This window comes from Methylomicrobium sp. Wu6 (genome assembly GCF_035916875.1).
Classification (GTDB): Bacteria; Pseudomonadota; Gammaproteobacteria; order Methylococcales; family Methylomonadaceae; genus Methylomicrobium.
This window is the reverse complement of the sequence record NZ_JAXUHN010000096.1, coordinates 1-25,983: the sequence shown is the minus strand read 5'-3', so window position 1 is coordinate 25,983 and position 25,983 is coordinate 1. Positions and strand designations below refer to the sequence as shown.

General features: G+C 53.5%; 27 protein-coding genes. 24 read left to right on the top strand and 3 right to left on the bottom strand.

What is annotated here, in order from left to right; genetic code table 11:
- Window positions 1-18: 18 nt before the first annotated feature.
- The 11 genes from U2W12_RS19055 to galU all read left to right on the top strand — a co-directional run bounded on the left by U2W12_RS19055 (window position 19) and on the right by galU (window position 10,791).
- Window positions 19-555 (top strand): ATP/GTP-binding protein, encoded by a 537-nt coding sequence (locus U2W12_RS19055; protein WP_326502285.1) that lies wholly within the window; start codon window positions 19-21, stop codon window positions 553-555.
- A gap of 1 nt (window position 556) precedes the next feature.
- Window positions 557-1,201: a hypothetical protein gene (locus U2W12_RS19050; protein ID WP_326502284.1), complete on the top strand. Its 645-nt coding sequence runs from the start codon at window positions 557-559 to the stop codon at window positions 1,199-1,201.
- A gap of 34 nt (window positions 1,202-1,235) precedes the next feature.
- On the top strand, window positions 1,236-1,598 hold the full coding sequence (locus tag U2W12_RS19045) for a roadblock/LC7 domain-containing protein (protein WP_326502283.1): 363 nt from the start codon (window positions 1,236-1,238) through the stop codon (window positions 1,596-1,598).
- A gap of 447 nt (window positions 1,599-2,045) precedes the next feature.
- The gene (locus tag U2W12_RS19040) at window positions 2,046-2,819 is read left to right on the top strand and encodes an alpha/beta fold hydrolase (RefSeq protein ID WP_326502282.1); all 774 of its coding nucleotides are present in this window, start codon (window positions 2,046-2,048) and stop codon (window positions 2,817-2,819) included.
- 244 nt (window positions 2,820-3,063) lie between these two features.
- A complete protein-coding gene (gene hfq, locus U2W12_RS19035; protein ID WP_326502281.1) occupies window positions 3,064-3,303 on the top strand; it encodes an RNA chaperone Hfq in 240 nt (79 codons plus the stop codon).
- Window positions 3,304-3,380: 77 nt separating this feature from the next.
- Window positions 3,381-4,649: a ribosome rescue GTPase HflX gene (gene hflX, locus U2W12_RS19030; RefSeq protein WP_326502280.1), complete on the top strand. Its 1,269-nt coding sequence runs from the start codon at window positions 3,381-3,383 to the stop codon at window positions 4,647-4,649.
- A 238-nt stretch (window positions 4,650-4,887) separates the two neighbouring features.
- A complete protein-coding gene (hflK, locus tag U2W12_RS19025) occupies window positions 4,888-6,099 on the top strand; it encodes an FtsH protease activity modulator HflK (RefSeq protein ID WP_326502279.1) in 1,212 nt (403 codons plus the stop codon).
- A complete protein-coding gene (gene hflC, locus U2W12_RS19020; RefSeq protein ID WP_326502278.1) occupies window positions 6,096-6,956 on the top strand; it encodes a protease modulator HflC in 861 nt (286 codons plus the stop codon). The genes hflK and hflC overlap by 4 nt, the downstream gene beginning before the upstream one ends.
- 93 nt (window positions 6,957-7,049) lie before the next feature.
- Complete coding sequence (locus tag U2W12_RS19015) at window positions 7,050-8,240, top strand: ATP phosphoribosyltransferase regulatory subunit (RefSeq protein ID WP_326502277.1); 1,191 nt, start codon at window positions 7,050-7,052, stop codon at window positions 8,238-8,240.
- Window positions 8,241-8,250: 10 nt separating this feature from the next.
- Window positions 8,251-9,543, top strand: a complete 1,293-nt coding sequence (locus U2W12_RS19010; RefSeq protein WP_326502276.1) for an adenylosuccinate synthase — start codon at window positions 8,251-8,253, stop codon at window positions 9,541-9,543.
- A 366-nt stretch (window positions 9,544-9,909) separates the two neighbouring features.
- On the top strand, window positions 9,910-10,791 hold the full coding sequence (gene galU, locus U2W12_RS19005) for a UTP--glucose-1-phosphate uridylyltransferase GalU (protein ID WP_326502275.1): 882 nt from the start codon (window positions 9,910-9,912) through the stop codon (window positions 10,789-10,791).
- A 438-nt stretch (window positions 10,792-11,229) separates the two neighbouring features.
- On the opposite strand, the gene U2W12_RS19000 is transcribed toward galU, so the two are convergent.
- Genes U2W12_RS19000 through mepA form a run of 3 tightly spaced genes read right to left on the bottom strand, consistent with a single transcriptional unit; the run spans window position 11,230 to window position 13,476 of the window.
- Window positions 11,230-11,631 (bottom strand): zinc-ribbon domain containing protein, encoded by a 402-nt coding sequence (locus U2W12_RS19000; protein WP_326502274.1) that lies wholly within the window; start codon window positions 11,629-11,631, stop codon window positions 11,230-11,232.
- Window positions 11,632-11,657: 26 nt separating this feature from the next.
- Complete coding sequence (locus tag U2W12_RS18995; RefSeq protein ID WP_326502273.1) at window positions 11,658-12,608, bottom strand: 5'-nucleotidase; 951 nt, start codon at window positions 12,606-12,608, stop codon at window positions 11,658-11,660.
- Between the two features lie 25 nt (window positions 12,609-12,633).
- Window positions 12,634-13,476 (bottom strand): penicillin-insensitive murein endopeptidase, encoded by an 843-nt coding sequence (gene mepA, locus U2W12_RS18990; RefSeq protein ID WP_326502272.1) that lies wholly within the window; start codon window positions 13,474-13,476, stop codon window positions 12,634-12,636.
- A 345-nt stretch (window positions 13,477-13,821) separates the two neighbouring features.
- Between mepA and U2W12_RS18985 the strand changes: the two genes are divergently transcribed.
- From U2W12_RS18985 to U2W12_RS18925, 13 genes are all read left to right on the top strand, one after another.
- On the top strand, window positions 13,822-14,946 hold the full coding sequence (locus U2W12_RS18985) for a hypothetical protein (RefSeq protein ID WP_326502271.1): 1,125 nt from the start codon (window positions 13,822-13,824) through the stop codon (window positions 14,944-14,946).
- 197 nt (window positions 14,947-15,143) lie between these two features.
- Entirely contained in the window at window positions 15,144-15,719 is a 576-nt protein-coding gene (locus tag U2W12_RS18980; RefSeq protein WP_326502270.1) for a TerD family protein, read from the top strand.
- Between the two features lie 36 nt (window positions 15,720-15,755).
- Window positions 15,756-16,331 carry a TerD family protein gene (locus U2W12_RS18975; RefSeq protein WP_326502269.1) on the top strand — a complete coding sequence of 192 codons (576 nt, stop codon included), beginning with the start codon at window positions 15,756-15,758 and terminating at the stop codon, window positions 16,329-16,331.
- 19 nt (window positions 16,332-16,350) lie between these two features.
- Window positions 16,351-17,604, top strand: coding sequence for a VWA domain-containing protein (locus tag U2W12_RS18970; protein ID WP_326502268.1), 1,254 nt, complete (start codon window positions 16,351-16,353; stop codon window positions 17,602-17,604).
- A 56-nt stretch (window positions 17,605-17,660) separates the two neighbouring features.
- The gene (locus U2W12_RS18965) at window positions 17,661-18,254 is read left to right on the top strand and encodes a TerD family protein (RefSeq protein ID WP_326502267.1); all 594 of its coding nucleotides are present in this window, start codon (window positions 17,661-17,663) and stop codon (window positions 18,252-18,254) included.
- Window positions 18,255-18,260: 6 nt separating this feature from the next.
- Window positions 18,261-19,292, top strand: coding sequence for an ATP-grasp domain-containing protein (locus tag U2W12_RS18960; RefSeq protein ID WP_326502266.1), 1,032 nt, complete (start codon window positions 18,261-18,263; stop codon window positions 19,290-19,292).
- 119 nt (window positions 19,293-19,411) lie between these two features.
- Window positions 19,412-20,602, top strand: a complete 1,191-nt coding sequence (locus U2W12_RS18955) for a phosphoribosyltransferase domain-containing protein (RefSeq protein WP_326502265.1) — start codon at window positions 19,412-19,414, stop codon at window positions 20,600-20,602.
- Window positions 20,571-21,329: a hydrolase gene (locus U2W12_RS18950; RefSeq protein WP_326502264.1), complete on the top strand. Its 759-nt coding sequence runs from the start codon at window positions 20,571-20,573 to the stop codon at window positions 21,327-21,329. The genes U2W12_RS18955 and U2W12_RS18950 overlap by 32 nt, the downstream gene beginning before the upstream one ends.
- Window position 21,330: 1 nt before the next feature.
- Window positions 21,331-22,422 carry a cysteine protease StiP family protein gene (locus U2W12_RS18945; RefSeq protein WP_326502263.1) on the top strand — a complete coding sequence of 364 codons (1,092 nt, stop codon included), beginning with the start codon at window positions 21,331-21,333 and terminating at the stop codon, window positions 22,420-22,422.
- Window positions 22,419-23,372, top strand: coding sequence for an HpcH/HpaI aldolase/citrate lyase family protein (locus U2W12_RS18940; protein ID WP_326502262.1), 954 nt, complete (start codon window positions 22,419-22,421; stop codon window positions 23,370-23,372). Before U2W12_RS18945 ends, U2W12_RS18940 begins: the two co-directional genes overlap by 4 nt.
- Window positions 23,373-23,404: 32 nt before the next feature.
- Complete coding sequence (locus tag U2W12_RS18935) at window positions 23,405-24,604, top strand: TerD family protein (RefSeq protein WP_326502261.1); 1,200 nt, start codon at window positions 23,405-23,407, stop codon at window positions 24,602-24,604.
- A 73-nt stretch (window positions 24,605-24,677) separates the two neighbouring features.
- Window positions 24,678-25,133, top strand: a complete 456-nt coding sequence (locus U2W12_RS18930; protein ID WP_326502260.1) for a tellurite resistance TerB family protein — start codon at window positions 24,678-24,680, stop codon at window positions 25,131-25,133.
- A 335-nt stretch (window positions 25,134-25,468) separates the two neighbouring features.
- The coding region (locus tag U2W12_RS18925; protein WP_326502259.1) for an ATP-dependent metallopeptidase FtsH/Yme1/Tma family protein at window positions 25,469-25,983 on the top strand (515 nt) is incomplete at its 3' end.

Genomic DNA, 25,983 nt, shown 5'->3' with positions numbered 1-25,983 from the left:
CAATAGAACGACATACATATGAGTCAGTACAAAATCATTTTTACAGGACCTGTAGGCGCCGGAAAAACCACGGCAATTCACTCGATCAGCGACGTGCCACCGGTCAAGACCGATGCCTTAGCCAGCGACATGACCAAGTCCAGAAAGGCCGCCACGACTGTCGCGATGGATTATGGCGTGATGAATCTCTCCGACGGAGAGAAAATTCATTTGTACGGCACGCCAGGGCAGGAGCGTTTCGATTTCATGTGGGATATTCTGATCAACGGAGGCATCGGTTTGATTCTGCTCCTGGATAATACCCGCGCCGACCCGTTCAAGGATATGAAATTTTTCATGGATTCCTTCGGCGATTTCATCTCTAAGACCAGTGTCGCGATCGGCGTAACGCAAATGGATTTGAGCACCAAACCGACTATTGCCGATTATCATACGCAGTTTCAAGCTTCAGGATTGAAGCCGCCGATTTTCGCGGTGGACGCTAGAGTCAGAAACGATGTGTCGCTGCTGGTGCAATCCCTCCTCTATTCATTGGACCCGGGGTTGGCAGAATAATATGAGCGGCTATCATTTGACAGAAGGGCTTTTTTTATACCCGACCCCGTCTGGGGCCTACTACGCGGTGTCTTCGCACGAGATGGACAAGCCGCGCCAATTTATCCGGCAAATGCTTTTACAGTCGGCGACCAAAGCGCTGACGATCGAGAATCTTCAGGCGCTGACCGGCCTCGATGAGGCGGAAAAATGTATGGAATTGCTGCATCATTGCCAAAAGCTCGGTTGGGTGCAGGGGGTGAGCGAAGAGTTGACCTATCCGGCCGACCAACTCGACAAGATTCTGCCGAATATGCTGAGCACCATTACCGAGAACGGCAAGGTGCTGCTGGCCGATATGGAGGGATTTTATCTGGCCAGTCATGGATTCCCGCATGAAGTGGCCGAGGAGTTGTCGGCATTGAGCGCCGAGATTGCAACTGTTCATGCACGCCGTGCCGGGGTATTGGTAAATAATTTGGGGCAGGCAAGTCAGGCATGGGCAATTGTCGATGTATTCGGCAACAGTCAAATGGGTTTTTGGCCTCTCTTTATTGGCAAAAATCGTTTTGTGTTGGTCATTTCCGGGATTCCTCATTTCAATCAGCCGGAATTTGTGAGTTTGGTTTGGGCGCTGGCAATCCGTTACGCGGCCAAGGCGTCTTAATAATTTATTTTTTTATCGTTAAAGAGGAAGAAAAATGCGGGCAGATATGCTTACATCTGTGTTGACAGATTTGAATGGAACTTCAGCGGATATTGAGGCATCGGGAATCATTTCTACAGATGGTTTGATGATGGCCTCCGTTTTGCCGGCCGGAATGGATGAGGACAGAGTCGGTGCGATGAGTGCCGCGATGCTGTCCCTTGGCGACCGGACCGCGCATGAGTTAGCCAGGGGCACTCTCGAACAGGTGCTGATCAAGGGTGAAAGGGGTTACGTCCTGATGACCTATGCCGGCGATGATGCCGTATTGACCGTGCTGGCCAAACCGAATGCAAAATTGGGTTTGATTTTCCTGGATGTAAAACGCGCGGCAGAAAGCATCACCGCATTACTGTAGTGTCGTTCTTCCGTCAAAAAACATCGATCACGGTTCGGGCATTCATGCGGCCTAGTTTTGTCGGATGTAATCTTGCATTGATTTCGACCGCGACCTCCTCCTGCCTCGATTGAGTATTCTTACTACCACAGGGATGTGGGTCAGACTTGCTTTGAATGCCGTCATTTTAAGTGAAAAAATATCCTTTATTGGTATTTTATCAATTAGTTAGCAGTGTGCGGCATGATAGTGCTTGCTTGCGCATCAGTTCTTTGCTTTACTAAAGCATTAAGTTTTCGCTGCCTTTCATTATTAGGCTAGAGTGTTTCGACGTGAGTCGGCAGACCGGACATGGGCTCTGGTTATTGCCGTGAGGAACACGAGGCCGACGGTCATGCTTGTTATTAAGCGCGTCATCCCACATTTTGGGCAGGTTAAGCTTCTTGTCCGCCGTTTAAAGGTATTTTGATGGCTGTTCTCGAATTAGCCTACAGCGAATTGGGTCAACCTGATGCCGCTCCGCTGATTATTCTGCACGGATTCTTCGCTTCCTCGCGTAACTGGAAATTCATTGCGGAAAAATTGGCGGGCTCACATCGGGTGTTTGTGCTTGACCTGCGTAATCATGGAGCATCGCCGCATCATGCGTTGATGGATTACCCAGTTATGGCGGAAGATGTGCGTCAGTTTATGATGCGGCGCGGATTGACGCGCGCCAGTCTGCTTGGTCACAGCATGGGTGGCAAGATTGCGATGTGGCTGGCGCTGAATTATCCCAATATGGTCAATAAACTGATCATTGCCGATATTGCCCCAGTGACTTATTCGCATCGTTTCGACGAAACCCTTTCGGCATTAAAAATGCTGCCGTTGTCTTCGATCAGCAACCGTAAGCAGGCCGAGGAAAAGCTTGCCGACGCCATTCCCGAATTGAGTTACCGTCAATTCTTATTGCAAAATCTGATGCTTCGCGACGGTTGCTACCAGTGGCGCGTGGACCTGGATATTTTCGAGCGTTCGGCGCCGACTATCGCGGCTTTTCCCGATGTCGGAGGGCGTACGCCTTATCGGGGGCTCTCATTGTTCATTGCCGGCGCGGAGTCGAATTTTGTGAAAGCCGAGACTGTATTGCCGTTGTTTCCGAATGCGCAATTGAAGGCACTGGCAGGCGCCGGGCATTGGCTGCATGTTCAGCAGCCCGAAAGCTTTTTGGCTGCGGTGCTGGATTTTTTAGGCGCCTAAGCGATCGTCCGTTGGCTGACTGAACTCCCTTTGCGGGTAGAAACAGGAAAAATGCCGTAATATGCCCGGACAATAGGAAAGCAGAGCGAGAAATGATAAGCTATCCATCTCATTGGGCGCCATTCGGGCGCATCATCTTGGAAAAATCATTAGGAACAATGCCGTTCTTAATTTATTCATTGTGTTGGTTTGCGTTTACCGTTATCTTTTATAGCATTCTACAAACATAATAAGGAGAAATCGGATGTCAAAAGGTCAAAATTTACAGGATAATTTTCTGAATACTTTACGAAAAGAGCATACCCCTGTTTCTATCTTCCTAGTCAACGGGATCAAATTGCAAGGCAAGGTCGACTCGTTCGATCAATATGTGATCATGTTGAAAAATACGGTCAGCCAAATGGTTTACAAGCACGCCATTTCAACGATCGTGCCTGGAAAAGCGGTCAAAATGATCCCGGAAACCGAAGGCGAAGAAGAGTAATTGTTCTATACCGCGGTTTTTGTCAATTTTTGAACGCCTTTATGGCGCGTTTGTCTTTTCGGCGCTGGAGTTGTTGATTGTTTGATCGCCCCGATTCGGGTGAACGGGCTGTTCTTGTTCACCTGATCCTGCATTCCGGGCAGAAAGATCTTCTGGAGTTGAAGGAGTTGGCCAAATCGGCCGGCGCCGAGCCAATGCATGTCGTGACCGGCAGCCGCAGAAATCCAGATCCGAAATATTTTGTCGGTACAGGCAAGGTTGAAGAGATCAAGCAGGCCATTGCCGACTATAACGCCGGCATCGTTCTGTTCAATCATCCGCTGACGCCGAGTCAGGAACGGAATCTCGAAGCGGCACTCGGTGTGCGCGTCGTCGATAGGAACGGCCTGATTCTTGATATTTTTGCGCTACGCGCTCAGACCTTCGAAGGTAAACTGCAAGTCGAATTGGCGCAGCTGAAACATCTTTCGACTCGCCTGGTGCGCGGCTGGACACACTTGGAGCGGCAAAAAGGCGGTATCGGTCTGCGCGGCCCCGGCGAAACCCAATTGGAGACCGACCGGCGCTTGATCGGCGAACGCATCAAACAGATTCAGGCGCGTCTCGCAAAAGTCGAAAAGCAGCGCCATCAGAGCCGCGGTAAACGCAAAAAGGCCGAGATTGCAACCGTATCGCTGGTCGGCTATACCAACGCCGGCAAATCGACCCTGTTCAACCGGCTGACCGGTTCGAATATATATGCGGCGGATCAGTTGTTTGCAACCCTCGATCCGACCCTGCGTAGTTGTCGTTTGCCGAACAATTCGGAACTCGTGCTGGCCGATACGGTCGGCTTCATTCGCCATTTGCCGCATGAATTGGTTGCGGCGTTTAAATCGACCTTACAAGAAGCCAGCGAGGCGGATTTATTATTGCATGTAATCGATGTGCACGCGGAAGACCGCGATGCGACGATTGTCGAGGTCAATCAGGTCTTGATGGAAATCGGCGCCGATAAAATTCCCCAGCTTGAAGTTTACAACAAGATCGATTTGCTTGATGGCGCCCATCCCCGGGTCGACCGTGATGAAGCGGGCAAGCCCGCCAGAGTTTGGCTGTCCGCGGTAACAGGCGCAGGGGCGGATTTATTGCTGCAGGCGCTGGCCGAGCTATTTTCCGTGCGCAAAATCCGAATTCGTTGCCATTTACGGCCGGATCAGGGCGATATTCGTGCGAAAATGTATGCCTACGCGACGATCCTCGAAGAACAGATCGGCGATCATGGGCAGTCTGAAATGGTCATCGAAATCGATCCGAAATATTCGGGGTTTCTGGAGACGGTGCGCGGCGAAGTGATATCGTCCTGACCATCGCAAATAGAAAAATGGAATACCGGGACAGTTTGCCGAGAGGCCCTTGTTCCTTGAAGTTTTTCGTTTTTTTTCGCTATTTACGTTAAAATGCCCTTCATATTCGCAGGCACAAGGAATTGGCTTGCCGTTTTTTATTGGCAGACCCTTATTAGGAAACTGCCTTCGGCAATTATCTATTATTATGATAAGCCGTTAATTTTAAATATAAATATATTGCTATGGAGCAAAAAGTATGTCCTGGAATGAACCTGGAGGCGATAATAAAGACCCGTGGAGCGGTCGGGGCGATCAAAAAGGACCACCTGATCTTGATGAGACGATACGCAAGGCTCTGGACAAGTTACACAATCTTTTCGGCGGCAGCGGTGGCGGTGACAGCCAGGAATCGGCGGGCGGCCCGGGAAAAAATCTCGGCTTGATCGCGGTAGGCGCGGTCGCGGTGATCTGGATCGCCAGCGGCACTTATAAGGTCGATGCCGGTAATATCGGTGTGGTAACTCGCTTCGGCAAATACGTTGAAGAAACCAGTCCCGGTTTGAATTGGCATTTGCCTCTTCCCATCGAGCGGGTCGACATCGTGAATGTCGAGCAAAACCGCACGTTGGCGGTCGGCTTTTCCAGCTTTGGCGAAGCCGGCGACCGTTCGGAACCGAAAGAAGCGTTGATGCTGACCCGCGACGAGAATTATGTCGATGTGCGTCTGGTCGTGCAGTACAAGGTCAGCAATCTGTCGAACAGCGCGAAAAAGTTTCTGTTCAATGTGGTCGATCCGGCAACGACTTTGAAACAGGTCACCGAAAGCGCCGAACGTGGCGTGATCGGCAGTTCGGACATGGACTTCGTGTTGACCGAAGGCCGTAATGAGGTCGTCGCACAGGTCAAAAAGGAAATTCAGGAAGTGATGGACCGTTATGAGTCCGGCGTCGAGATTACCAGCGTGAATTTACAGGATGTGCAAGCGCCCGAGCAGGTGCAGGCGGCTTTTCAGGACGTGATCAAAGCGCGTGAAGACAAGCAGCGACTGATCAACGAGGCGGAGGCTTATTCGAACGACATCGTGCCCAAGGCGCGCGGCGCCGCGGCCAGAATGTTGCAGGAGGCAGAAGGCTACAAGGAAAGAGTCATTGCCCAAGCCGAAGGCGAAACCAACCGTTTCTCCAAGATGCTCGGAGAATACCTGAAACAGCCGGAAGTGACCCGCAAACGCCTCTACATCGACACGATGGAGTCAGTATTGGGAGAATCGAATTTGGTGATGATCGATGCGAAAGGCGGCAACAACATACTTTATTTACCGTTGGATAAGATGGCGCAAAAGTTACCTGAAATCGAAACCCAGAGCGTAACGCCACCGGCGAAAGCCGAGTCTTTACCCGTCGAAGCGGAAGAACCGATCACGGTAAGGCCATCAAGCCGTGGACGCGATGCAAGGGGACGCCAATGACAACATTCAATAAAATTATCATCGGTATCGCCGCGCTATGGTTGATCGGCGCGATGTTTGTGTTTTCGGTCAACGAAACCGAAAAAGCGATCAAATTCAAGTTTGGTAAAATCGTCGAATACGATTTTACGCCGGGACTGCATTTCAAATGGCCGTACCCGTTCAACGATATCAAAAAATTCGATTCGCGCATCCAGACGATGGTTTCGAAGCCGGAAGGTTTTTTGACCGCCGAAAAGAAAAACGTGTTTGTCGACTTTTTCGTCAAATGGCGGATTGATGATGTCAGCAGCTTTTATCAACGCGTTGCCGGTGATGTTTATCAGGCCAATAGTCGGCTGGATCCGATCATCAAGGATGCTTTTCGCGGCGAGTTTGCCAGACGCGACATCAAGCAACTGGTTTCGACCGATCGCAAAGCGATACGTGACATTATGATCGCCAACGCGCAAGCGTCGGCGAAAAACCTGGGCCTGAAAATTATCGACATCCAGGTGATGCGGATCGACTTGCCACCGGAAGTCAGCACTTCAGTGTTCCGTCGGATGGAAGCCGAACGTGAGCGGATAGCGCGCGAATTCCGTTCGCAAGGTTCGGAAGCGGCCGAAAAGATTCGTGCCGATGCGGATCGGCAAAGTGTGGTGACCAAGGCGAACGCGTTTAAAGACGCCGAAAAATTGCGAGGTGAAGGCGACGCGAAATCGTCTGAAATCTATGCAAAAGCATTCGGAGCCGATCCCGAGTTTTACGCTTTTTACCGCAGCCTGAATGCGTATAAAAAGACATTCAACAAATCCTCGACGCTGGTACTTGATGCGGATTCCGACTTCTTCCGCTATTTCAAGCAACAGAAATAGCGATTAAGTTGAACACGGCCGCCTTGCGGCTTCGATAACATTGACAAACGCCTCGCCCGTGCGGGGCGTTTTGTTTGAGTGGACTTAGAAAACATGCAACAAAAAGACTCCTGGCTCCTGCCGGACGGCATCGAAGAAATCTTGCCGGCTGACGCCAAACATCTGGAAAGTCTGAGACGCCGGCTGCTCGATATGTTTGCCTGCTGGGGTTATGAGCTGGTGATTCCGCCATTCATCGACTTTCTCGATTCGTTATTGATCGGCTCGGGGCACGATCTCGATTTGCAAACCTTCAAGCTGACAGACCAAATCAGCGGCGAAATGCTCGGCGTCAGAGCCGACATGACACCGCAGGTTGCCCGCATCGACGCGCACCATTTGCATCACGAATGGCCGACCCGATTGTGTTATTACGGCACGGTGCTGCATACCCGCGGCGATCCTTTGGAAAAAACTCGCAGTCCGATGCAGATCGGCGCGGAACTATACGGCCATGCAGGTATTGACAGCGATATCGAAGTGATTCGACTGATGCTGGAAATGCTCGCATTGACCGGTGTGTTGAATGTACATCTCGACCTGGGGCATGTCGGTATTTACCGCTCGTTGTCCCGGCAGGCTGGCTTAAGTTCAGTTCAAGAAAGTGAATTATTCGACGTACTTCAGCGCAAAGCCCGCCCGGAGCTGCTGGATCTGATGTGCAGTTACGTGCTCGATGACAATCTGAAAGCCATGTTCCTGGCGTTGCCGTTGTTGAACGGCGGCGCCGAAACCATCATCCGGGCGCGCCAGGTGTTTGCGAAGGCGGACGAAGAATTGCAAAAAGCATTGACCGATCTCGAAACGATTGCCGCAAGGCTCACGACGATGTTCCCGTCTCTGCCGGTCAGCTTCGATTTGGCGGAATTGCGCGGTTATCACTATCATACCGGGGCCGTTTTTGCGGCCTTTACGCCGGCGGTTGGCCGCGAGGTCGCGCGCGGCGGCCGCTACGACAATATCGGCGGTGTATTCGGCCGGGCCCGGCCGGCGACCGGTTTCAGCGCCGATCTGAAGTTATTGGCAGCACTGAGCGACGCGAACGGATCGGAGGATTCTCAAAGCAAAATATTCGCGCCCTGCCATGGCGATGCCGCGTTGGCTGAAAAAATCCGCGATTTACGTGCCACGGGTCACACGGTGATCCAACAATTGCCGGGTCAGGCCGGTGACGGCGCGGCAATGGGCTGTACCGCGGCCCTTGAACAAGAGAATCAAACCTGGTTCATCAAAAACTTAGCTTAGTGGAAAAAAAATGGGAAAAAATGTCGTAGTCATCGGCACGCAATGGGGCGATGAAGGTAAAGGCAAGCTGGTCGATCTTTTGACCGAACATGCGGAAGCCGTGGTGCGTTTTCAAGGCGGCCATAATGCCGGTCATACGCTGGTCATACGCGGCGAAAAAACCGTCCTGCATCTGATTCCGTCGGGTATCCTCCGTGACAACGTGCAATGCATGATCGGCAACGGCGTGGTGTTGTCGCTGAACGCATTGATAGAGGAAATAGAACTTCTCGAAAAAGCCGGCATACCGGTTCGTAATCGCTTATTGATCAGCGAATCCTGCACCCTGATATTGCCGGTGCATGTCGCGATCGATCAGGCGCGCGAGAAAGCGCGCGGTGCGAAAGCGATCGGCACGACCGGGCGCGGCATCGGTCCCGCCTACGAAGACAAGGCCGGACGCCGGGGACTGCGCGCAGGGGACCTGTCGAATCCGGCGGATTTTGCGGACAAGCTGAAGGAATTGCTGGAGTATCACAATTTCATGCTGGCCAATTACTATCATGCCGACACGGTCGATTTCCAAAAAACCTTGGATGAGGCGCTGGCGCTCGGCGAACAAGTCAAGCCGATGCTGACCGATGTCGGCGAAGCGCTGTACCGTTATCAGGACCAGGGCAAGAATCTGTTGTTCGAAGGCGCGCAGGGCGCGTTGCTCGACCTTGATCACGGCACCTTCCCTTATGTGACTTCATCGAGCACGACCGCCGGCGGCGCCGCGACCGGCTCCGGCGTCGGCCCGCTCGATCTGGATTATGTGCTCGGCATCACCAAGGCCTACGCGACTCGGGTCGGCAACGGCCCATTCCCGACCGAACTGCACGATACCTATGGCGAACATTTGGGCACGGTCGGCCATGAGTTCGGCGCCACGACCGGCCGCAAACGCCGCACCGGCTGGTTCGACGCGGTCGCCATGCGGAAATCGGTCCGGCTGAACAGCATCAGCGGCATCTGCCTGACCAAACTGGATGTACTCGACGGTCTGGACAAAGTCGGTATTTGCACGGCTTATCGTTTGAACGGGAACACGACCGAAACGGCTCCATTGGGCGCGGATCAATATCAGCAATGCGAGGCGGTGATAGAGGAAATGCCGGGTTGGTCCGAAACGACAGCCGGCGTAACCGATTATGCCAAACTGCCGGAAAACGCCAAAGCCTATATCAAACGTCTGGAAGAACTGGTCGGCGTAAAGGTGACGATTCTTTCGACCGGACCGGATCGCGATGAAACGATCATTCTGGAACACCCGTTCGCTTAAGGAACTGCGGCCGTCTCGTTTTTCCAAAAGGAATGACTCTCAAAGCTTGCAGGATTCCGTGTCATTCCTTTTCCGGTCACGAAAAATAGCCGATTGCATCGATTCGCTGCACTGCTCGACGGGGGCTTCTTCCGGTGCTTCCATTAAGTTCCGATTCAGGAAACTCGGCTTATCATGCCCCATCTTTTTTTTGAGGCAGTCGGTAAACTTCGATCTTGCCCGAGGGCACTGTTGTAATAGTCTTTGCCTTGAGGACCGAGCAGATCATAAACACGTAGGTATTATGATCGAATGCGGGTTGGCGCGGCTTGGTATGCCGAAAAGCAACATCATGTACAAACTTTGATTATTAATGTCAGGAATTATATGAAACAAAAAATCACCAAAGCCGTATTTCCCGTAGCCGGATTGGGCACGCGTTTTTTGCCTGCGACCAAGACCACCGCAAAAGAAATGCTGCCGATTGTCGATAAACCGCTGGTCCAATATGCGGTTGAAGAAGCGATCGCTGCCGGCATCGACACGATGATCTTCGTGACCGGACGCACTAAAAACGCGATCATGGACCATTTCGACAAGGCCTACGAGTTGGAAAAAGAGCTCGAAGCCAGAAACAAGACTGAAATCCTGAAGACGCTAAGAGGCATCGTGCCGCCTCATGTGTCCTGCGTGTTCATCCGCCAGTCGGAAGCATTGGGGCTCGGCCATGCGGTGCATTGCGCAAAGCCGGTGATCGGCGATGAGCCGTTCGCGGTGATCCTGCCGGACGATTTGATAGAAGACGGCACGCGCGGTTGTATGGCGCAAATGGTCGAGCTGTATAACCAAAAACGGACATCGATCCTGGGTGTGGAGCGCGTGCATCCTTCCGAAACCGGAAGCTATGGCATCGTCAAAATCGGCGAAGCTTCCGGCACGTTTAGCCCGATTGAGTTGGTCGTCGAAAAACCCAAACCCGAAGATGCGCCATCTAATTTGGCTATCGTCGGCCGTTATATTCTGACTCCGGCGATCTTCAACAAACTCGAGACGACGGGCCGCGGTGCCGGCGGCGAAATTCAACTGACCGATGGCATCGCCGCACTTATGGCCGACGAGCAAGTGCTGGCCTATGAATTCGAAGGTACACGCTATGACTGCGGTTCCAAACTCGGTTTTTTGATTGCGAACGTCGAATATGGGTTGTTGCACCCTGAATTGAAAGACGGCTTCTTAGATTATTTAAAAGAGCGTCATTTTTCAGCGTAGCTCAGTCTTCATGTAACCTTACACGCTGCCCTAGAGTTGCACCAGTGTAATGGAGGATTGTGCACGGCGATAAACCTCATAAGTTACAATTTCAGCATGCTTGCTACTCCCGGAATGAGAGTGGCTTGAATTAAAATACGATTCGGTATTTTTCGATCAACCGGTACAAGGTGATCCGGAAGATGCCGAGTTGAATCCAGCACGTCGAGACCGCCGGGAAGCGGGCTCCAGTCCATGGATGGTAATCTCGAACCCATCCAGAGACCGGGATTCCGGAAATGGCCCTATGCTCTGTGGATATGCGGGAATCGCGGTCACTATCGTAGTCCGGCAAAATAGAATTAAGATGCCATCAATGGGGTATAAATTGAATTAGGCCATTAAGGCTCTTTTAAGCGGATCATGTCCTATGAGTCGCCTGCTGATCGTTCATATGTCTCATCGATGTAAACCTTTCGTTTTCAATCCTTTCTGATGAAGGATTTTGGCCCGATCTCTGCGGTCGTGTTCGATTTTCCGGCAGGCCCGGCAGCGGACGGCGCGCGATTCGACCTTGCCATGGGCAATTTCGTACCACCATTTTTGTTGCGCGGCTTTCCAGGTTTGATGTTTGCCGCAATCGCGGCAGGTGAATTCAATATCGAGATAATAACCGCGCGCGACGAAAGTGGGAACTCCGTAGCTGTTGTAGGGCTTCAATAAGGATGGATCGCACGGGAGCGAGCCGGGCGGCGTCAGGTTGAGGTTGGCTTTGACTGCGGTTTGGATTTTGGCTTGGCGTTTACGGCGGTGGGCCTTGATTTCGGCTTTGCGTTGCTTGTTGCTTTCAATTTGCCCCATCGCGGTAAGCTAATCGGACAGGTTTGCTAAATCGCCGGTCCTTTTGCCGGTTCGCCGCGATTGGCGATGCCGAACGGAATGTGCACCATCGGAATATCCTTGCCGCTCGTCGAGAGATGGTTTTTTTGGTCGTCGAAAAAGATGTGCGGTTTGAACACGGTCAGGATGCGGTCTTTTTTCATGCCGCCCAGAAAAAACGTCTCATTCGCACTGACGCCCCAGCTTTCGAGCGTGGTGACGACTCGCTCGTGCGCGGGAGCGTTGCGCGCGGTGATGATCGCGGTGCGAAGGATTCTTTTATGGTTCCGGTCCTGTTCTATCGCCTGGTCTTCGAGTTTTTGCATGAAGGCCAGTTTTCGGAACAGATCGGCCAGCGGGCCCGGATTATGCGGAATATGCGAGCGGTCCTGCTCGTGCTGGTGAAACTGTTGCAATTGGCCGTTACGGTAAACCGATTCGGCTTCGTCGTCGGCCAGTACGCCGTCAAAATCGAAGGCGACCCGTAATTCTTCATCGTCGGGATCGTCGACAACGCTCGAAGGCAGCACCGCGCCGGCCGGATAGCCGGCGGCGATCGCTTTGAGCACGTCGTTTTCGTTGGCCGATAAAAACAGCGAAGCATTGAAGGCCGGAATGTAAGGGTAAGGCGATTTGCCTTCGGTAAACGCGGCGCGGCTGATGTCCAGGCCATGATGCCTAATCGAGCGAAATACGCGTAGGCCTGTCGTGGCCGAATTTCTGGACAGCAGCACGACTTCGACGGGTTGTTCGCTGCTGAAGCGTTCGTTAATGTTTAGAAAGCGGCGGATGAACGGGAAGGCGACGCCTTTGTCGAGTATCGCATTCTGATTTTGTTCCTGATATGCTTTGTAGGCGACGGGGCCTTGCTCGCGAAAAATGCGGTCGGATTCGCCGAGATCGAACAGGGCGCTCGAGGAGACCGCAATAACGAATTTTTTGTCGATCGGGTAGGACATGGCTAAACCTAGTACAATTCAGGCATTAACGGTACAAGACCTGATTGCAGCGAGCCGGTAAAACCGGCGCTTTCGGCGGCGGCAGTTTTTTTGCCGGCGCCTTCGCTTCAGCCGAAAACCACCAGGCCAGAGAGGCATCGCAACCGTCGCCGGCGGGCAACGGCTCCTGTCCTTCGCAATAGCGGCTGTCCTTCGGGCATTTCAGGCGGATATGAAAATGGTCGTCATGCTTCCACCAGGGGCGGATTTTGTGCAGCCAGTTCTGTCCGGCGTGCGTCCGGCAGAGTTCTCTTTTGACGCTGGCATTGACGAATAGCCGGTCGACTTCCGGCATTTCCGCGCTGATTTGCAAAATTTGTTCATTCGCTCTCGACCATTGACGGCTGTCGATCAGATCGGAATGATCGCGCAGTACAGAAGGCGCATTCCAGTTTTCGCGTTCGTTATAGGCTAGCGCCCGGCTTTCGGCCTGTTTCGACAACAGAAACCAGACATCGACATCCAGTCCGGTTTGGTGGCTGCGGTGTCCGCTCAAGGTCGGGCCGCCGCGCGGCTGTCCCATGTCGCCGATCAGCAGGACGCCAAGATGTTGCTCCGCGGCGCTTTGCCCCAAGGCTTCGATAAAATTTTTCAGGTCAGGATGGCCGTAATAACGGTGCCTGGAGAGGCGCATCACCTGATAGCCGGCGCCGTTCGGCGGCAGTTCGACGGCGCCGCTCAGGCAGCCGGCCGTATAAGAGCCGATACTTTCGGCGCCGTGGCCGAGCGTGACGGGTGTTTTGATGCCGGCCCACGGGTTGGTTCCTGCATCGGCGGAGTTATGGTTATATAGCGCCAAGAATAATACAAAGGAAGCGATTCTTTTCATAACGAACGGTAAGCGGTTGCGTGGCATGAACGGCGCGGTTTATGTGATTATTGTACAGATTTTTTGGTGAATATGCGTTGAAGTCTTTCGACTTTGTGGGATTAATCGATTCATAATCAGCCAACTATAAAATGCTATAGCCAAGGATAGCCGAACCCGAAATATTTTTGTCTATTGGCCTTGGGTTCATCGAGGATTCAGGGGGAACGGTTTTTAATCACTTCTGGTCAGATTTCTTATTCATTGCGCACTTCCAAGGGCGCGTCTTATAACCCGGTTTTATTCGGAACATTCAAATTTATGATTCAAAGATTTATTCTTTTATTCGTTATTTTTTTCGGTGCCATGATCCAAAACAGTTGGGCCGAGTCGTTCAATTTGCCGCTTTATGCGGACTACAGTCTGATCAAAAATGCGTTGGTCACCCAGCTTTTTACCGGTTCCGGCACGACCGCGAATGTCTGGAAAGACCGCCAAAATTGCAGTTTTTTGCAACTCTCCGATCCTAAGCTGGATGGACAGAATGGGCAAGTACATTTGATCAACAATGTACATGTGCGTTTCGGCACCGGCATGAATGGACAGTGTCTGCCGCTCTTCGAGTGGAGCGGCCTTCTCGAAACGTGGCAGCAGCCGACGATCAATCCGCAGCAGACTGTACTCAGTCTGCCGGTTACCCAGGCGCGCGCCTATGATCAGTCCGGCATCCCGTTGAATGTCGACAAATTGCAGGACTTGCTCAGGCGCTATGCGGAGCCGCAACTGGCGAGCTTGAAAGTCGATTTGAATAAATCGCGCGGCGACATCGAGCGCAAATTGGCCGACTATCTGCCGAAAGAAAATGAGGCGGAACTGCATCAGGTAATCAGTACGCTCAAATTTACCGGCGCGACCGCCAAGGAAGAGGGAATCTCGGTGAATCTCGGCTTCGAGGCGCCGGTGAAGCCGCTGTCGAGCACGCCGGCAGCGCCGCTGACCGCGGCCGAGCAACAGCAATGGCAGGAAGCCTGGAAGGCATGGGATGAATTTTTGAGTAAGGCGATTCAACAGGCGTCTTTTGATTCAAACTCCGAGCAACTGCGTGATTCGCTGACCGAAATTCTGCTAGAATCCCGCAGCGCCTTCCAGGCTGCAATTAAAGGCCAGCAGCCGGGCGGCAAGGATCCCGTACGGGTGTTTTTTACCGATACTTGGGAGCGCCTCGCGCCCGAGTTGCACAATTTGGCCAAGCAACTGCCGGAAATTCAGGGATTGCGCTATATGACTTTTATCGCGGCCACCGATGTGATTTATCAGTTTGAAAGCCTGGGCCGGCCATTCGGATTGGAAATCTCATCAGAAGGTTTGCGCAAGCTGGCGCGCATCCTGATCAAAGGACAGCAGGAGCGTGCGGCAATGCCGCACGCTTCGGAAACGCCGCGCGCTCAGACCAACCGGCAATTTGATCAAAGCAAGGAATTGCAGTTCTGAGCCGAGAATTATCGGCAGGAGAATCATTGATCATCGCGCTTTCCAGCGTTTGCGGATAAGCGGCTGATATTTCTTCCAAACGACGTTCGCAAGTCATTAAATTTTGTGAACTTCGCGATATTCTTCTATCCTATTACGGATTCGCATTTCAAAATCACGCGACGATTCAATCTTACAAAGTTTCGAGGAGGGCAATCATGGGCATTTCGTTGAATAAAGGCGGTAATATCAGCCTGTCTAAAACCGATCCCACGCTAAAAAATGTGCTGGTCGGTCTCGGTTGGGATGTGCGGGCGACCGACGGGGCCGACTACGACCTGGATGCGAGCGCGTTCATGGTCAAGGAAGACGGCAAGGTGCGTTCCGACGGCGATTTCATTTTTTATAATCAAACCAAATCGACCTGCGGCTCGGTCGAGCATACCGGCGACAACCGCACCGGCGCGGGCGACGGCGATGATGAGACGATCGTCGTACAATTGGACAAAGTCCCTGCCGACATTCAGCGCGTCGCTTTTACGGTCACGATTCATGATGCCGAGGCGCGCAAGCAAAATTTCGGTCAGGTCGCCAGCGCCTATGTCAGGATCGTGAACAAGGATACGAACAATGAAGTCGCGCGCTACGATTTGAGCGAAGATGCCTCGATCGAGACCGCGATGATTTTCGGCGAAATCTACCGTCACGGCGGCGAATGGAAATTTCGCGCGGTAGGACAGGGTTATGCCGGCGGCCTGGGTGCTCTGGCCCGGCAATACGGCATTAACGTTTAAATCACAGTTTCATTCAACACTAAGAGGAACAACACGATGGCGATTTCACTGAGCAAAGGCGGCAATGTCAATTTGAGTAAAGAAGCGCCCGACCTGAATAAAATCCTGGTAGGTTTGGGCTGGGATGCGCGCGCGACCGACGGTGCGGCGTTCGACCTCGACGCCAGCGCTTTCCTGGTCAAGCTGGACGGCAAGGTCCGTTCCGATAACGATTTCTGCTTCTACAACAACAAAACGGTTGCTGACGGAGCGGTCGCGCATGCCGGCGACAATCTGACCGGCGCCGGCGAGGGCGATGACGAAGTGATCAAGGTCGAATTGAGCAGAATTCCCGCCGATCTGGACAAGGTCGTCTTCGCGGTCACGATCCATGACGCGGAAGCCCGCAAACAAAATTTCGGCCAGGTCAGCCGCGCCTATATCCGCATCGTGAACGAAGAAGGCGGCCAGGAAATTGCCCGTTACGACCTGAGCGAAGATGCCTCGATCGAGACCGCGATGATCTTCGGCGAAATCTACCGGGTCGGCGCCGACTGGAAATTCAAGGCGGTCGGCCAGGGTTATGCCGGCGGCCTCGGACCGTTGGCTTCTTCCTTCGGCGTGAATGTCTAGTACCGTCTAATTCGGCCGCATGGAAATCTCCAAGGGACAGCGGCTGCCGTTGTCCTCGCTTGTCGCCGGCGCTCTCCAGACGATTCAGATCGGACTGCACATCAGCGGCTTGGGCGAAGCGCTCGATTTCGCCTGTTTCGGTCTGGATGCGCAGCAAAAGCTGGCCGACGACCGCTACATGATCTTCTTCAATCAACCGAAAACGCCTTGCGGCGGTGTCGAGCTGGCGGTTCCTGCCGGCGATCAGGCGGGGTTTCTGTGTCGGCTCGATCGTTTGCCGGCTTCGATCGACCGTCTGGTATTTACCACCGCCATCGACGGCAACGGCGCAATGAGGCAAATCCGCTCCGGCCATCTGCGCTTTTTGCAGGACGGCAAGGAGTCTGCGCGCTTTGACTTTACAGGTCAGGATTTTCAGGACGAAAAAGCCCTGATGCTCGGCGAGCTTTACCGGAAGGATGGCGCATGGCGCTTCTGCGCGACCGGTCAGGGCTTCAACGGCGGCCTGGCGGCATTGGTCAGGCGTTTCGGCGGCGAGGTCGCGGAGGATACTCCGGCACCGCCGCCGAGTGCGAAACTGTCGCTCGAAAAGAAAATCGCTGCCCATGCGCCGAAGCTGGTCGATCTGGCCAAAAAAGCCACCGTCTCCCTGGAAAAGCATCGCCTGCACGCAACGATAGCCCGGGTCGCTTTGGTGCTGGATGCCTCCGGTTCGATGAGCGGCCAGTACAGCAAAGGCCGCGTGCAGGAAGTGATCGAACGGCTGTTGCCGTTGGCGGTGCATTTCGATGACGACGGCGAACTGGATGTCTGGGCATTTTCGCGTCAGGCGCTGGCGTTGCCGCCCGCGACATTGGCCAATTATGCCGATTACATCAACGGCACCGAGCGCGGCTGGCGCAATTGGGGCCTGATGAGTATCAACAACGAGCCGGCCGTGATCGAAAAGGTGATCGCACATTACCGGGGCACGCAGTTGCCTGTCTTGGTGATCTTCGTCAGCGACGGCGGCGTCAGCCGAAACAAGGAAATCAAACAATTGCTGACCGATGCGGCATCACTACCAATTTTTTGGCAATTTGTCGGGATCGGCGGCCGGCAATACGGCATCCTGGAAAAACTCGATACGATGGCCGGGCGCCTAGTCGACAATTGCGGCTTCTTTGCGTTGGACGACCTGCACAGCGTAGACGAGCAGGCGCTGTACGACCGTTTGCTGGGCGAGTTTCCCGAATGGCTCGATGCGGCCAAAAGTAAAGGTATCGTCCGATGATGGGCTAGAATTAACCAATCAATAACCAAGAAACGCTAAACACAGAGGGCAAAGCAATGGGTATCAGTTTACAGAAAGGCCAGAAAATCTCGCTGAACAAGGAAGCGGGCGGCGCGTTGAATAAGGTGGTCATGGGCCTCGGCTGGGACGTGAAAAAAGCCGGCGGCGGTCTCTTGAAAGGCATGTTCGGCGGCGGTGGCACCGTCTCGATCGACCTGGACGCATCCTGTGTGCTGTTCGACGAACAAAAGAAGATCGTCGATACGGTCTGGTTCCGGCAATTGAAAAGCAAGGATGGCAGCGTCGTGCATACCGGCGACAATCGCACCGGCGCGGGTGATGGCGACGACGAACAGATCATCGTCGACTTGAACAAGGTGCCGGCCAATGTGAAGTCGCTGGTGTTCACAGTCAACTCTTTTACCAACCAAACTTTCGATCAGGTTGAAAACGCCTATTGCCGTCTGGTCGACAGCAGCAGCAACAAGGAAATCGCCCGCTATACGCTCAGCGGGCAAGGTTCGCATACCGCGCAGATCATGGCGAAGGTGTATCGTCATGAAGGCGAATGGAAAATGCACGCGATCGGCGAAAACGGCCACGGCCGGACCATCGACAGCCTTTTGCCGCAAATCACCGCGAATCTGTAAGACTGCATGCGTATCTGGTTCAACAAGACCTTTTCGACGATTGGCGCGGTATTCAGACAGTTGAAGGCCGGTTATCCGAACGGCGAGATCACGATCGTGTGCACGCATACGCATCGAACCGCGACCGCCTTTCTGGCGAGTGATGAGGCCTATCTGGAACCTTCCGAATTGCATGGGCTGGACTATGTCGCTTGGTGCCTGGATTTTTGCAGCGCGCACCGAATCGATGTGTTTTGGCCGGGCAAGGAAGCGGCCCTGGCCTGTCAACATCGCGAGCAGTTCGAGTCCGCCGGCGTGAAGCTGATGGCTGCGGCCGATCACGACACGTTGACGCTGCTGAACAACAAGGCGCATTTTTATCAAGATCTTCCGAAGGACGTCGCGCTGGCGATGGACTTTATCGCGGTGAATACTGCCGAAGCTTTCGAACGGGCGGTCGAAGTACTGTCGTCAAAACATAAACGCTTATGCGTGAAACCGGCCGTTTCGGTATACGGTCTCGGGTTTCGGATTTTAGACCCGGAGCGCGACAGCATCGTGCATTTGTTGAAAGGTGTCGAATACCAGATTCCTCTGCGGGAATTGCAGGGCGGCATGGCGAATACGCCGCACTTCGATACGCTCTTGGTGATGGAGCATCTGGGCGGCCCCGAATGGAGCGTCGATTGCGCGTCCCGGCACGGCGAGTTGCTGTGCGCGGCGCAGCGCAAAAAATCGCCTTTGGCCGGTCATGGCCAGGCTATCGACAATCATCCCGACATCGCCGGTATGACCGAGAGATTGATCCGGCATTACCGCTTGAACGGCTTGGTCAATATTCAATACAAGGAAGGCGAGTCGGGCCCGCGTCTGCTCGAGATCAACCCGCGCCCTTCCGGCGGTTTCGGCATGGCCTGTCTTGCCGGCGCGAATCTGGCGAAGATTGCGTTGGAAGCCTTCAACGGCGAAATGCCGGAGATTCCGCCGCTGCGTTACGGGCTGAAAGTCAGCGAAATCAATACGCCGGTGGTTTTGCTGGATGAAACTTCTGTCGTCTGACGGCTTGGCATCATCCGTTCGTAATATTTATGCGCTAGACTTACGGGGCGGCTTGATCCGTCCCTCGCGTTAAAGCTACCTCAAATCGTTGCGCCATCCCTTGTATTGAATAACTCCCGATGACCCCAACCCTCTCCATCCCACTCGAAACCGGCATTCTGCACCTCGACATCGAGCCGGGCCGCGTGCCGATAAAGCGCTTGCTCGGCTTCGCCTCGCGCATCGGCAGCAAGCGCAAGTTTCTTCTGGTCAGCAAGGTGCTCGGCAAGCATTATCCGGTCAGTCCGCTGCTGATGAGCTGGTCGTACCGTGCATTGGCGCGGTTGGTGATGAATAGCGGCTTAGGGCAAAGCTCACTGTGGATCGGCATGGCCGAAACCGCGACCGGCCTAGGCTACGGCATTTTCGAGGCGGCCAGTCACGAGGGGATGAAAAACGGCCTGTTCATGCAGACCACGCGTTATCATCTGGAAGGCGCGCCACGTCTCGAATTTGACGAGGCGCACAGCCATGCGACCGATTTTTTTCTGTATTATCCGACCGAAGCGCAAGCGTTGGCGCTTTTTTCGAACGCGGAAACACTGGTGTTGATCGACGACGAAATAAGCACCGGGCGCACTTTTTTACGGCTGATTCAGTCTTATCAAGCCGTCAACCCGGGGTTACGCAAAGTGTTCATCGTCAGCCTGGTCAATTTTGCGAGGCAGGAAGACCGCGCGAAACTCGAAGCGCAAGCTGGCGTGCAGGTGGATTGGGTCGCGCTGCGCGAGGGCAGTTTGCGTTTCGAGGATGCCGGCGATGAGACTTTGTCTCCGGTTGTCGTCAATGCGATCGGCAACGGCAGCTGCAAGAGGCATTTGCTGGCCTGGCCCGGCCGTTCCGGCATCAAGGCGCCAGTGACCTTGGCGGATGCGGACATTCAGGCGCTCCAGGAACTGTTGAATCGGGCCGGTTCGCGATCGCTGCTGGTGCTGGGTACCGGCGAATGCAATGCTCCGGCTTATTTGCTCGGGCGCGAGCTTGAGCGCCGGGGATACCGGGTCAAGGTACAAAGCACAACCCGTTCGCCGATTCATCCGGGCAATGACATTGCCTCGGTCTGCCGTTTCGAAGACAATTACGAAGACGGCATCGACAATTTCATTTACAACTTGAATCCCGATGCCTACCAAACGATCATTCTCTGCCACGAAACCCCGCTGAGCGAGCCTCTCCAAGAGCGTCTCGATGCCTGGCGCGCGATCAGCGCCGGCATCGCCATCGATCCTTCGACCGGACATGCAAAACTACATTTTTTTAGACCTGGATGATACTTTGTTTCAGACCTTGCGCAAGTGCGAACACGGCCCGCATGATCCGGCGCTGGAAGTCAGGGCTTTTTTGCCCGACGGCACGCCGAATTCGTTTGCGACGCGCAAGCAGCAATGGCTTTGGCAGTGGTTTCAGAAAGACTTCAAGATCGTGCCGGTCACCGCGCGCGATGCCGGAGCCTTCGCGCGCGTGAATCTGCCGTTTCGGGAAGAAGTCGTGCTGAATCACGGCGCGGTGATCCTGGATAAAAATCGTCAATTCGATCTGCCGTGGATGGAGCGGATGCGGGATCTCTTGCCCGATTATTATCAAAAGCTGCTGGCGGTCTGGGAGGACGTGCAGGTTTTCGCGGGTCGCCATGAAGGCTACAAATTGCGCCTGGTCCGCGATTTCGATATCGACTGGTTCGGTGTGGTGAAACATAAATCGGGCCTCGAGGCGCCGCTGAAAGCCTTGCTCGAAGATACCGTCAAGCCGCATCCTTTTGTTCAGGACGGCAGTTTATACACGCATCTGAACGGCAATAATCTGGCGCTATTGCCGAAAATCATCAATAAGGAGGATGCGGTACAGTATTTATTGGACCATTACCGGCGGCGACATCCCGAAATTTTGACGTTCGGCGCGGGTGACAGTCGGACAGACGCGCCGTTCATTACGCTCTGCGATTATGCGTTGATCCCGAAGAATACACAGTTGTTCAACACACTCGCGATGGTGCAATAAGATGACGCCACCGTTCACGGGCAGCTATTCAGCCGATGATGTCGAGTTTTTGCTGACACCGATCGATATGGAAGATACGCCGGTCGAAGTTAAGGAAGCATTGATTCAGTCGGGACAAAGACATTATTCGGAGATGCTGACGCGCGAAACGCTTCCTTCCGAGGATTATTTGCAATTGTTTCACGATGCCCTGGCGTTGAACGGCCGGCGCATGGCCGAACATCTGCTATTGCTGGCCAAACGGATCGACCAGTTGCGCAAAGATCGCATCGCGCTGGTTTCGCTCGCGCGTGCCGGTACGCCGGTCGGTGTCTTACTTAAGCATGTGCTGAAACGTCATTTCGACCGCGAAGCCGCACATTATTCGATTTCGATACTGCGCGACAAAGGCATCGATCAATATGCGTTGCGTCATATTTTGCAGCGCCATGCTAAGGAATCCTTGGTTTTTGTGGACGGCTGGACCGGCAAAGGCGTGATCGCCCGGCAATTAGCCGCCAGTTTGGACGATTTTGCCGTTTCCTGCGGCATTCGTATTCCGGCCGATTTGTTCGTGTTGACCGACCTGTCCGGGGCGGCGGCAGTCGCCGCCTCGTTTGAGGATTATCTTATACCGTCCTGCGTATTGAATTCGTCCGTATCCGGCTTGATCAGCCGTTCGATTTGGCGGCAAAACGCGGCCGATTCCGCTTCATTTCACGGTTGCGTCTACTATAAAGCCTTCGAGCCGCATGATTTATCCCATTATTTTATCGATACGATGCTGAGACATGTGGAAGATGTGTATCGAGAATCCGGCATTAGGGAATCTCAAACCCTACTCGATAAGGAAACCTTGAGGGCCGCATCGCTGGATTTTTTGCAGACCGTTGCCCAACAATATCGGTTAAGCCATTATAATTACATCAAACCTGGGATTGGCGAGGCGACTCGCGTATTGCTGAGGCGCGGGGCAGGGCGGTTGCTGCTCAGAAATGCGGATTCGGAAGCAACTCGGCATTTGCTTTGGCTGGCCGAGTCGAAATCGATTCCGGTCGAAGTGAGCAAGGATTTGCCCTATCTCGCGGCAGCTTTAATCAAAGAGGTCAAATGAAGAGTATTACCCCAGTTTCCTATCAAAACCAGCCGTTTTCACCTTGGCAACTGGGGGCGCCATTGTATATGCCAGCCCACCGGCTCGACCTTCGCGACATTGCGAATGGCGATAAGCTGCCGCAGTTGCGGTCGATGATTTTTTGCACCGAAGATGCGGTATTGAAATTTGAGGTCGACAGTTGCATCCGCCATTTGGCCCTGTGCATGCAGGGCTTTCGGGAAACCCAAGGGCGCTTCCGCTTCATTCGCGCGCGCAATCCCGAGATTCTCTCGCGTTTGCTGGACTTGCCGCATATCGAGCGCGTCGATGGCTTCGTGCTGCCGAAGTTTACGCTCGACAATTTTTCCGCCTACTTCGAGCAACTGCAGGGCACGCCTTTCAAGGTGATGCCAACGCTTGAAACCCGCGAAGTGTTCGATGCCGAGGCGATGCGCGAACTTCGCCAGGCCTTGTTGCAGGAAGGCGTAGATGCACGTATCCTGATGCTCAGAATCGGCGGCAACGATTTGATGAACCTGCTGGGTATCCGTAGGCCCCGGCACATGACGCTGTATCAAACGCCCCTGGGACAGGTGATCGCGCAATTGGTCACGCAGTTCAAGCCTTATGGTTTTGCCTTGTCCGCTCCGGTTTTCGAATATCTGGACGACTATGAGACTTTGCAGCTAGAGATTCGCCAGGATTTGGCGCATGGACTGGTCGGCAAGACCGCGATTCATCCGGATCAGGTGCCGGCGATCGAAAATGCCTATCGAGTCGAACGCTCGGACTACGAAATGGCGGTGACGATGAACGACAGCGCCGCGCCGGCCGTGTTCAGAATGCACAATGCGATGTGCGAAGTCGCGACGCACGGACAATGGAGCGATGATATCATCGCCCGGCATGCCTGTTACGGCAAGCGGGAACTGGTGTCGTTGCCGGATTATAAAGAAGTTACCATCTAATCAAACGCGCAACTTGGCGGGAGGGTTGAGAAATGTATAATCGGATAGATTTGGTTGCCGGGCAAAACTGCCCGCTGCCTGCCTCAGCCTTGCATGTCACCGTGGCGACAGGGCGCAAGATTTCGGGGCCTGATCTCGATTTGAGCGCTTTTCTATTAAATGCGCAAGGCAAGGTGTCCAGGGATGACGATTTTGTTTTTTACAATCAGCCGGTCCGCGCCGATCAGGGTGTCGAACTCGAAGCCGAACAGAACCGCTTGACCTTGCATCTGGGCAGGACGCAGTCGGAGGTTACGAAAATTGCGCTGACGATCACGATCACCGACGGGCAGGCGAAAGGCCAGGGTTTTGCGGAGGTTCAGCAGGTGACCGTGCTGGTCAAGGATTTTCTGACCGGCATCGAAATCGCGAGCTTTGCGCTCGACACGAGCAAAAATCAGGAAACCGCGCTGATCCTGGCCGAATTTTACCGGCATCAGGACAAGTGGAAGCTGCGCGCGGTCGGCCAGGGCTTCATCGGCGGCTTGCAGCCTTTGGCCGAGTTTTATGGCGTCGATATCAGCGAAGGCGAATCGAGCCCTGCACAGCAGCCAACGCTTTCTCCGGAGCCCGCGCCGCCGCAGAAACTGAATCTGAGCAAGATTACGCTCGAAAAGCGTGGCCAGTCGATCTCGCTGGAGAAAAACCGGGAGGGTTTAGGCGAGATTTTGGTCAATCTGAACTGGAACGCGGTGCCGGTCAAATCAACCGGCCTGTTCGGCAGAAAGGCGGAAGGCATCGATCTGGATCTGGCCTGTCTGTGGGAATTTCAGGACGGTGCGCGTGGTGCGGTGCAGGCCTTGGGCGGGCATTTCGGCAATCTGCGGCAGTTCCCGTTCATCGAACTCGATCAGGATGATCGCAGCGGCCGCTCGGTCGGCGGTGAAACGATGCGCATCAACGGCAGCCACTGGCAGGAATTCAGCCGGGTGCTGATTTTTGCGTTCATTTATGAAGGCGTGCCGAACTGGTCGCATGTCGATGCGGTGATCACGATCAAGTGTAAAAATCAGCCCGCTATCGAAGTGCGGCTCGACAGTCACCGCAACGATCAATTCATGTGCGCGATCGCGATGCTCGAAAACGTCAACGGCCAATTGCGCATCACTAAACTGGTCGATTATTTTTCCGGCCATCAGCAAATGGATCATGCCTATGGATGGTGCTTGAATTATGTGGCGGGAAGTAAATAAACATTTGATTTATATATAAAACAAGTCGTTTTAAAAAGCTGATTTCACCAACAATCAATGAAGGAGATAACCCATGAGTTTTGAAAGTTTCTTGAGTCAACTGAAAAGCAAAGCCAATGAATTAAAAACCGACGTTTTGAAATTCAAGAACAAGGATTTTCTTAACGCGGCAATGGCCGGTTCCGCATTGATTGCGATGGCCGACGGCAGCATTACCGGCGAAGAAAAGCAAAAAATGATCAAATTCATCGAGAGCAACGATGCGTTGTCGGTGTTTACGACCAGCGATGTGATCAAGGCGTTTCAGGATTTTGTCGGTCAACTCGAATTCGATAAGGATATCGGCGAGGCCAAGGCTTATCAGGCGTTGGGCAAAATGAAATCGAACAACGAAGCCGCGCGCTTGTTGATGCGGATGATCATTGCGATCGCTTCGTCCGACGGCAATTTCGATGCGACCGAGAAAAAAGTTGCGGTTAAAATCGCCGGCGAGCTTGGCGTCAACCCTTCAGAATTTGAATTAGTCTAAATATTGCATTATGATGAAAATCAGCGGATATTCAATTTAAAACCTATACGCGGTTCAAATTGAGTCATTTGGCGTACTCCCTACAATTATAATCAACGTCACTTGTAATCGCGGCCTGTTGAAAACCCTTTTTCAGCGGGCGCCGCGAGGCAAAGGGATTTGCAATCCCGATCATCTTTGGATCATCGGGATAGTCGGCGGAAATCCTCGTTCCAGCCGAATTGGAAATTCCTCCAAGGACGGTCCTTGCCGGCATCCATCAGGCACCAATGAAAGCCTGGCTGCCGGTCCCCATGATTATTGCCCAATCGAATGCGGGCTCAGGAGACGTTATCATGAAGACAAATCTACAAACCCTGCTACTTTTGACAGCCCTTATTGTAGGTTGCCTGCTGGTTTTCAACCAGTTCAATTCCCGGTCGCCGGTATCAGAAGACACCATCGCCTATTCGGATTTTATCAACAAGGTCAAGGCGAAACAGGTCGCCCGCGTCGAGATCATGGGCGACCATATCAAAATGCGCACAAATGACGGCCAGGAATATGAAACTTACGACCCGGACGATCCGCACATGATCGACGATTTGTTGGCCGCCGGCGTGCAGATCCGCACCGTCGCTCCGCCCAAGCAATCGATGCTGATGGAATTGTTTGTTTCCTGGTTCCCGATGCTGCTGTTGATTGCACTCTGGGTTGTCTATATGAAACGGATGCAGGGCGGAAGCGGAAACGGCAGTTTCGGCAAAAGCAAGGCGAAGCTGCTCGAGGAAGACAAGCGCACGGTCCACTTTGCCGATGTGGCCGGCTGCGAGGAAGCGAAGGAAGAAGTCGTCGAACTGGTCGATTTTCT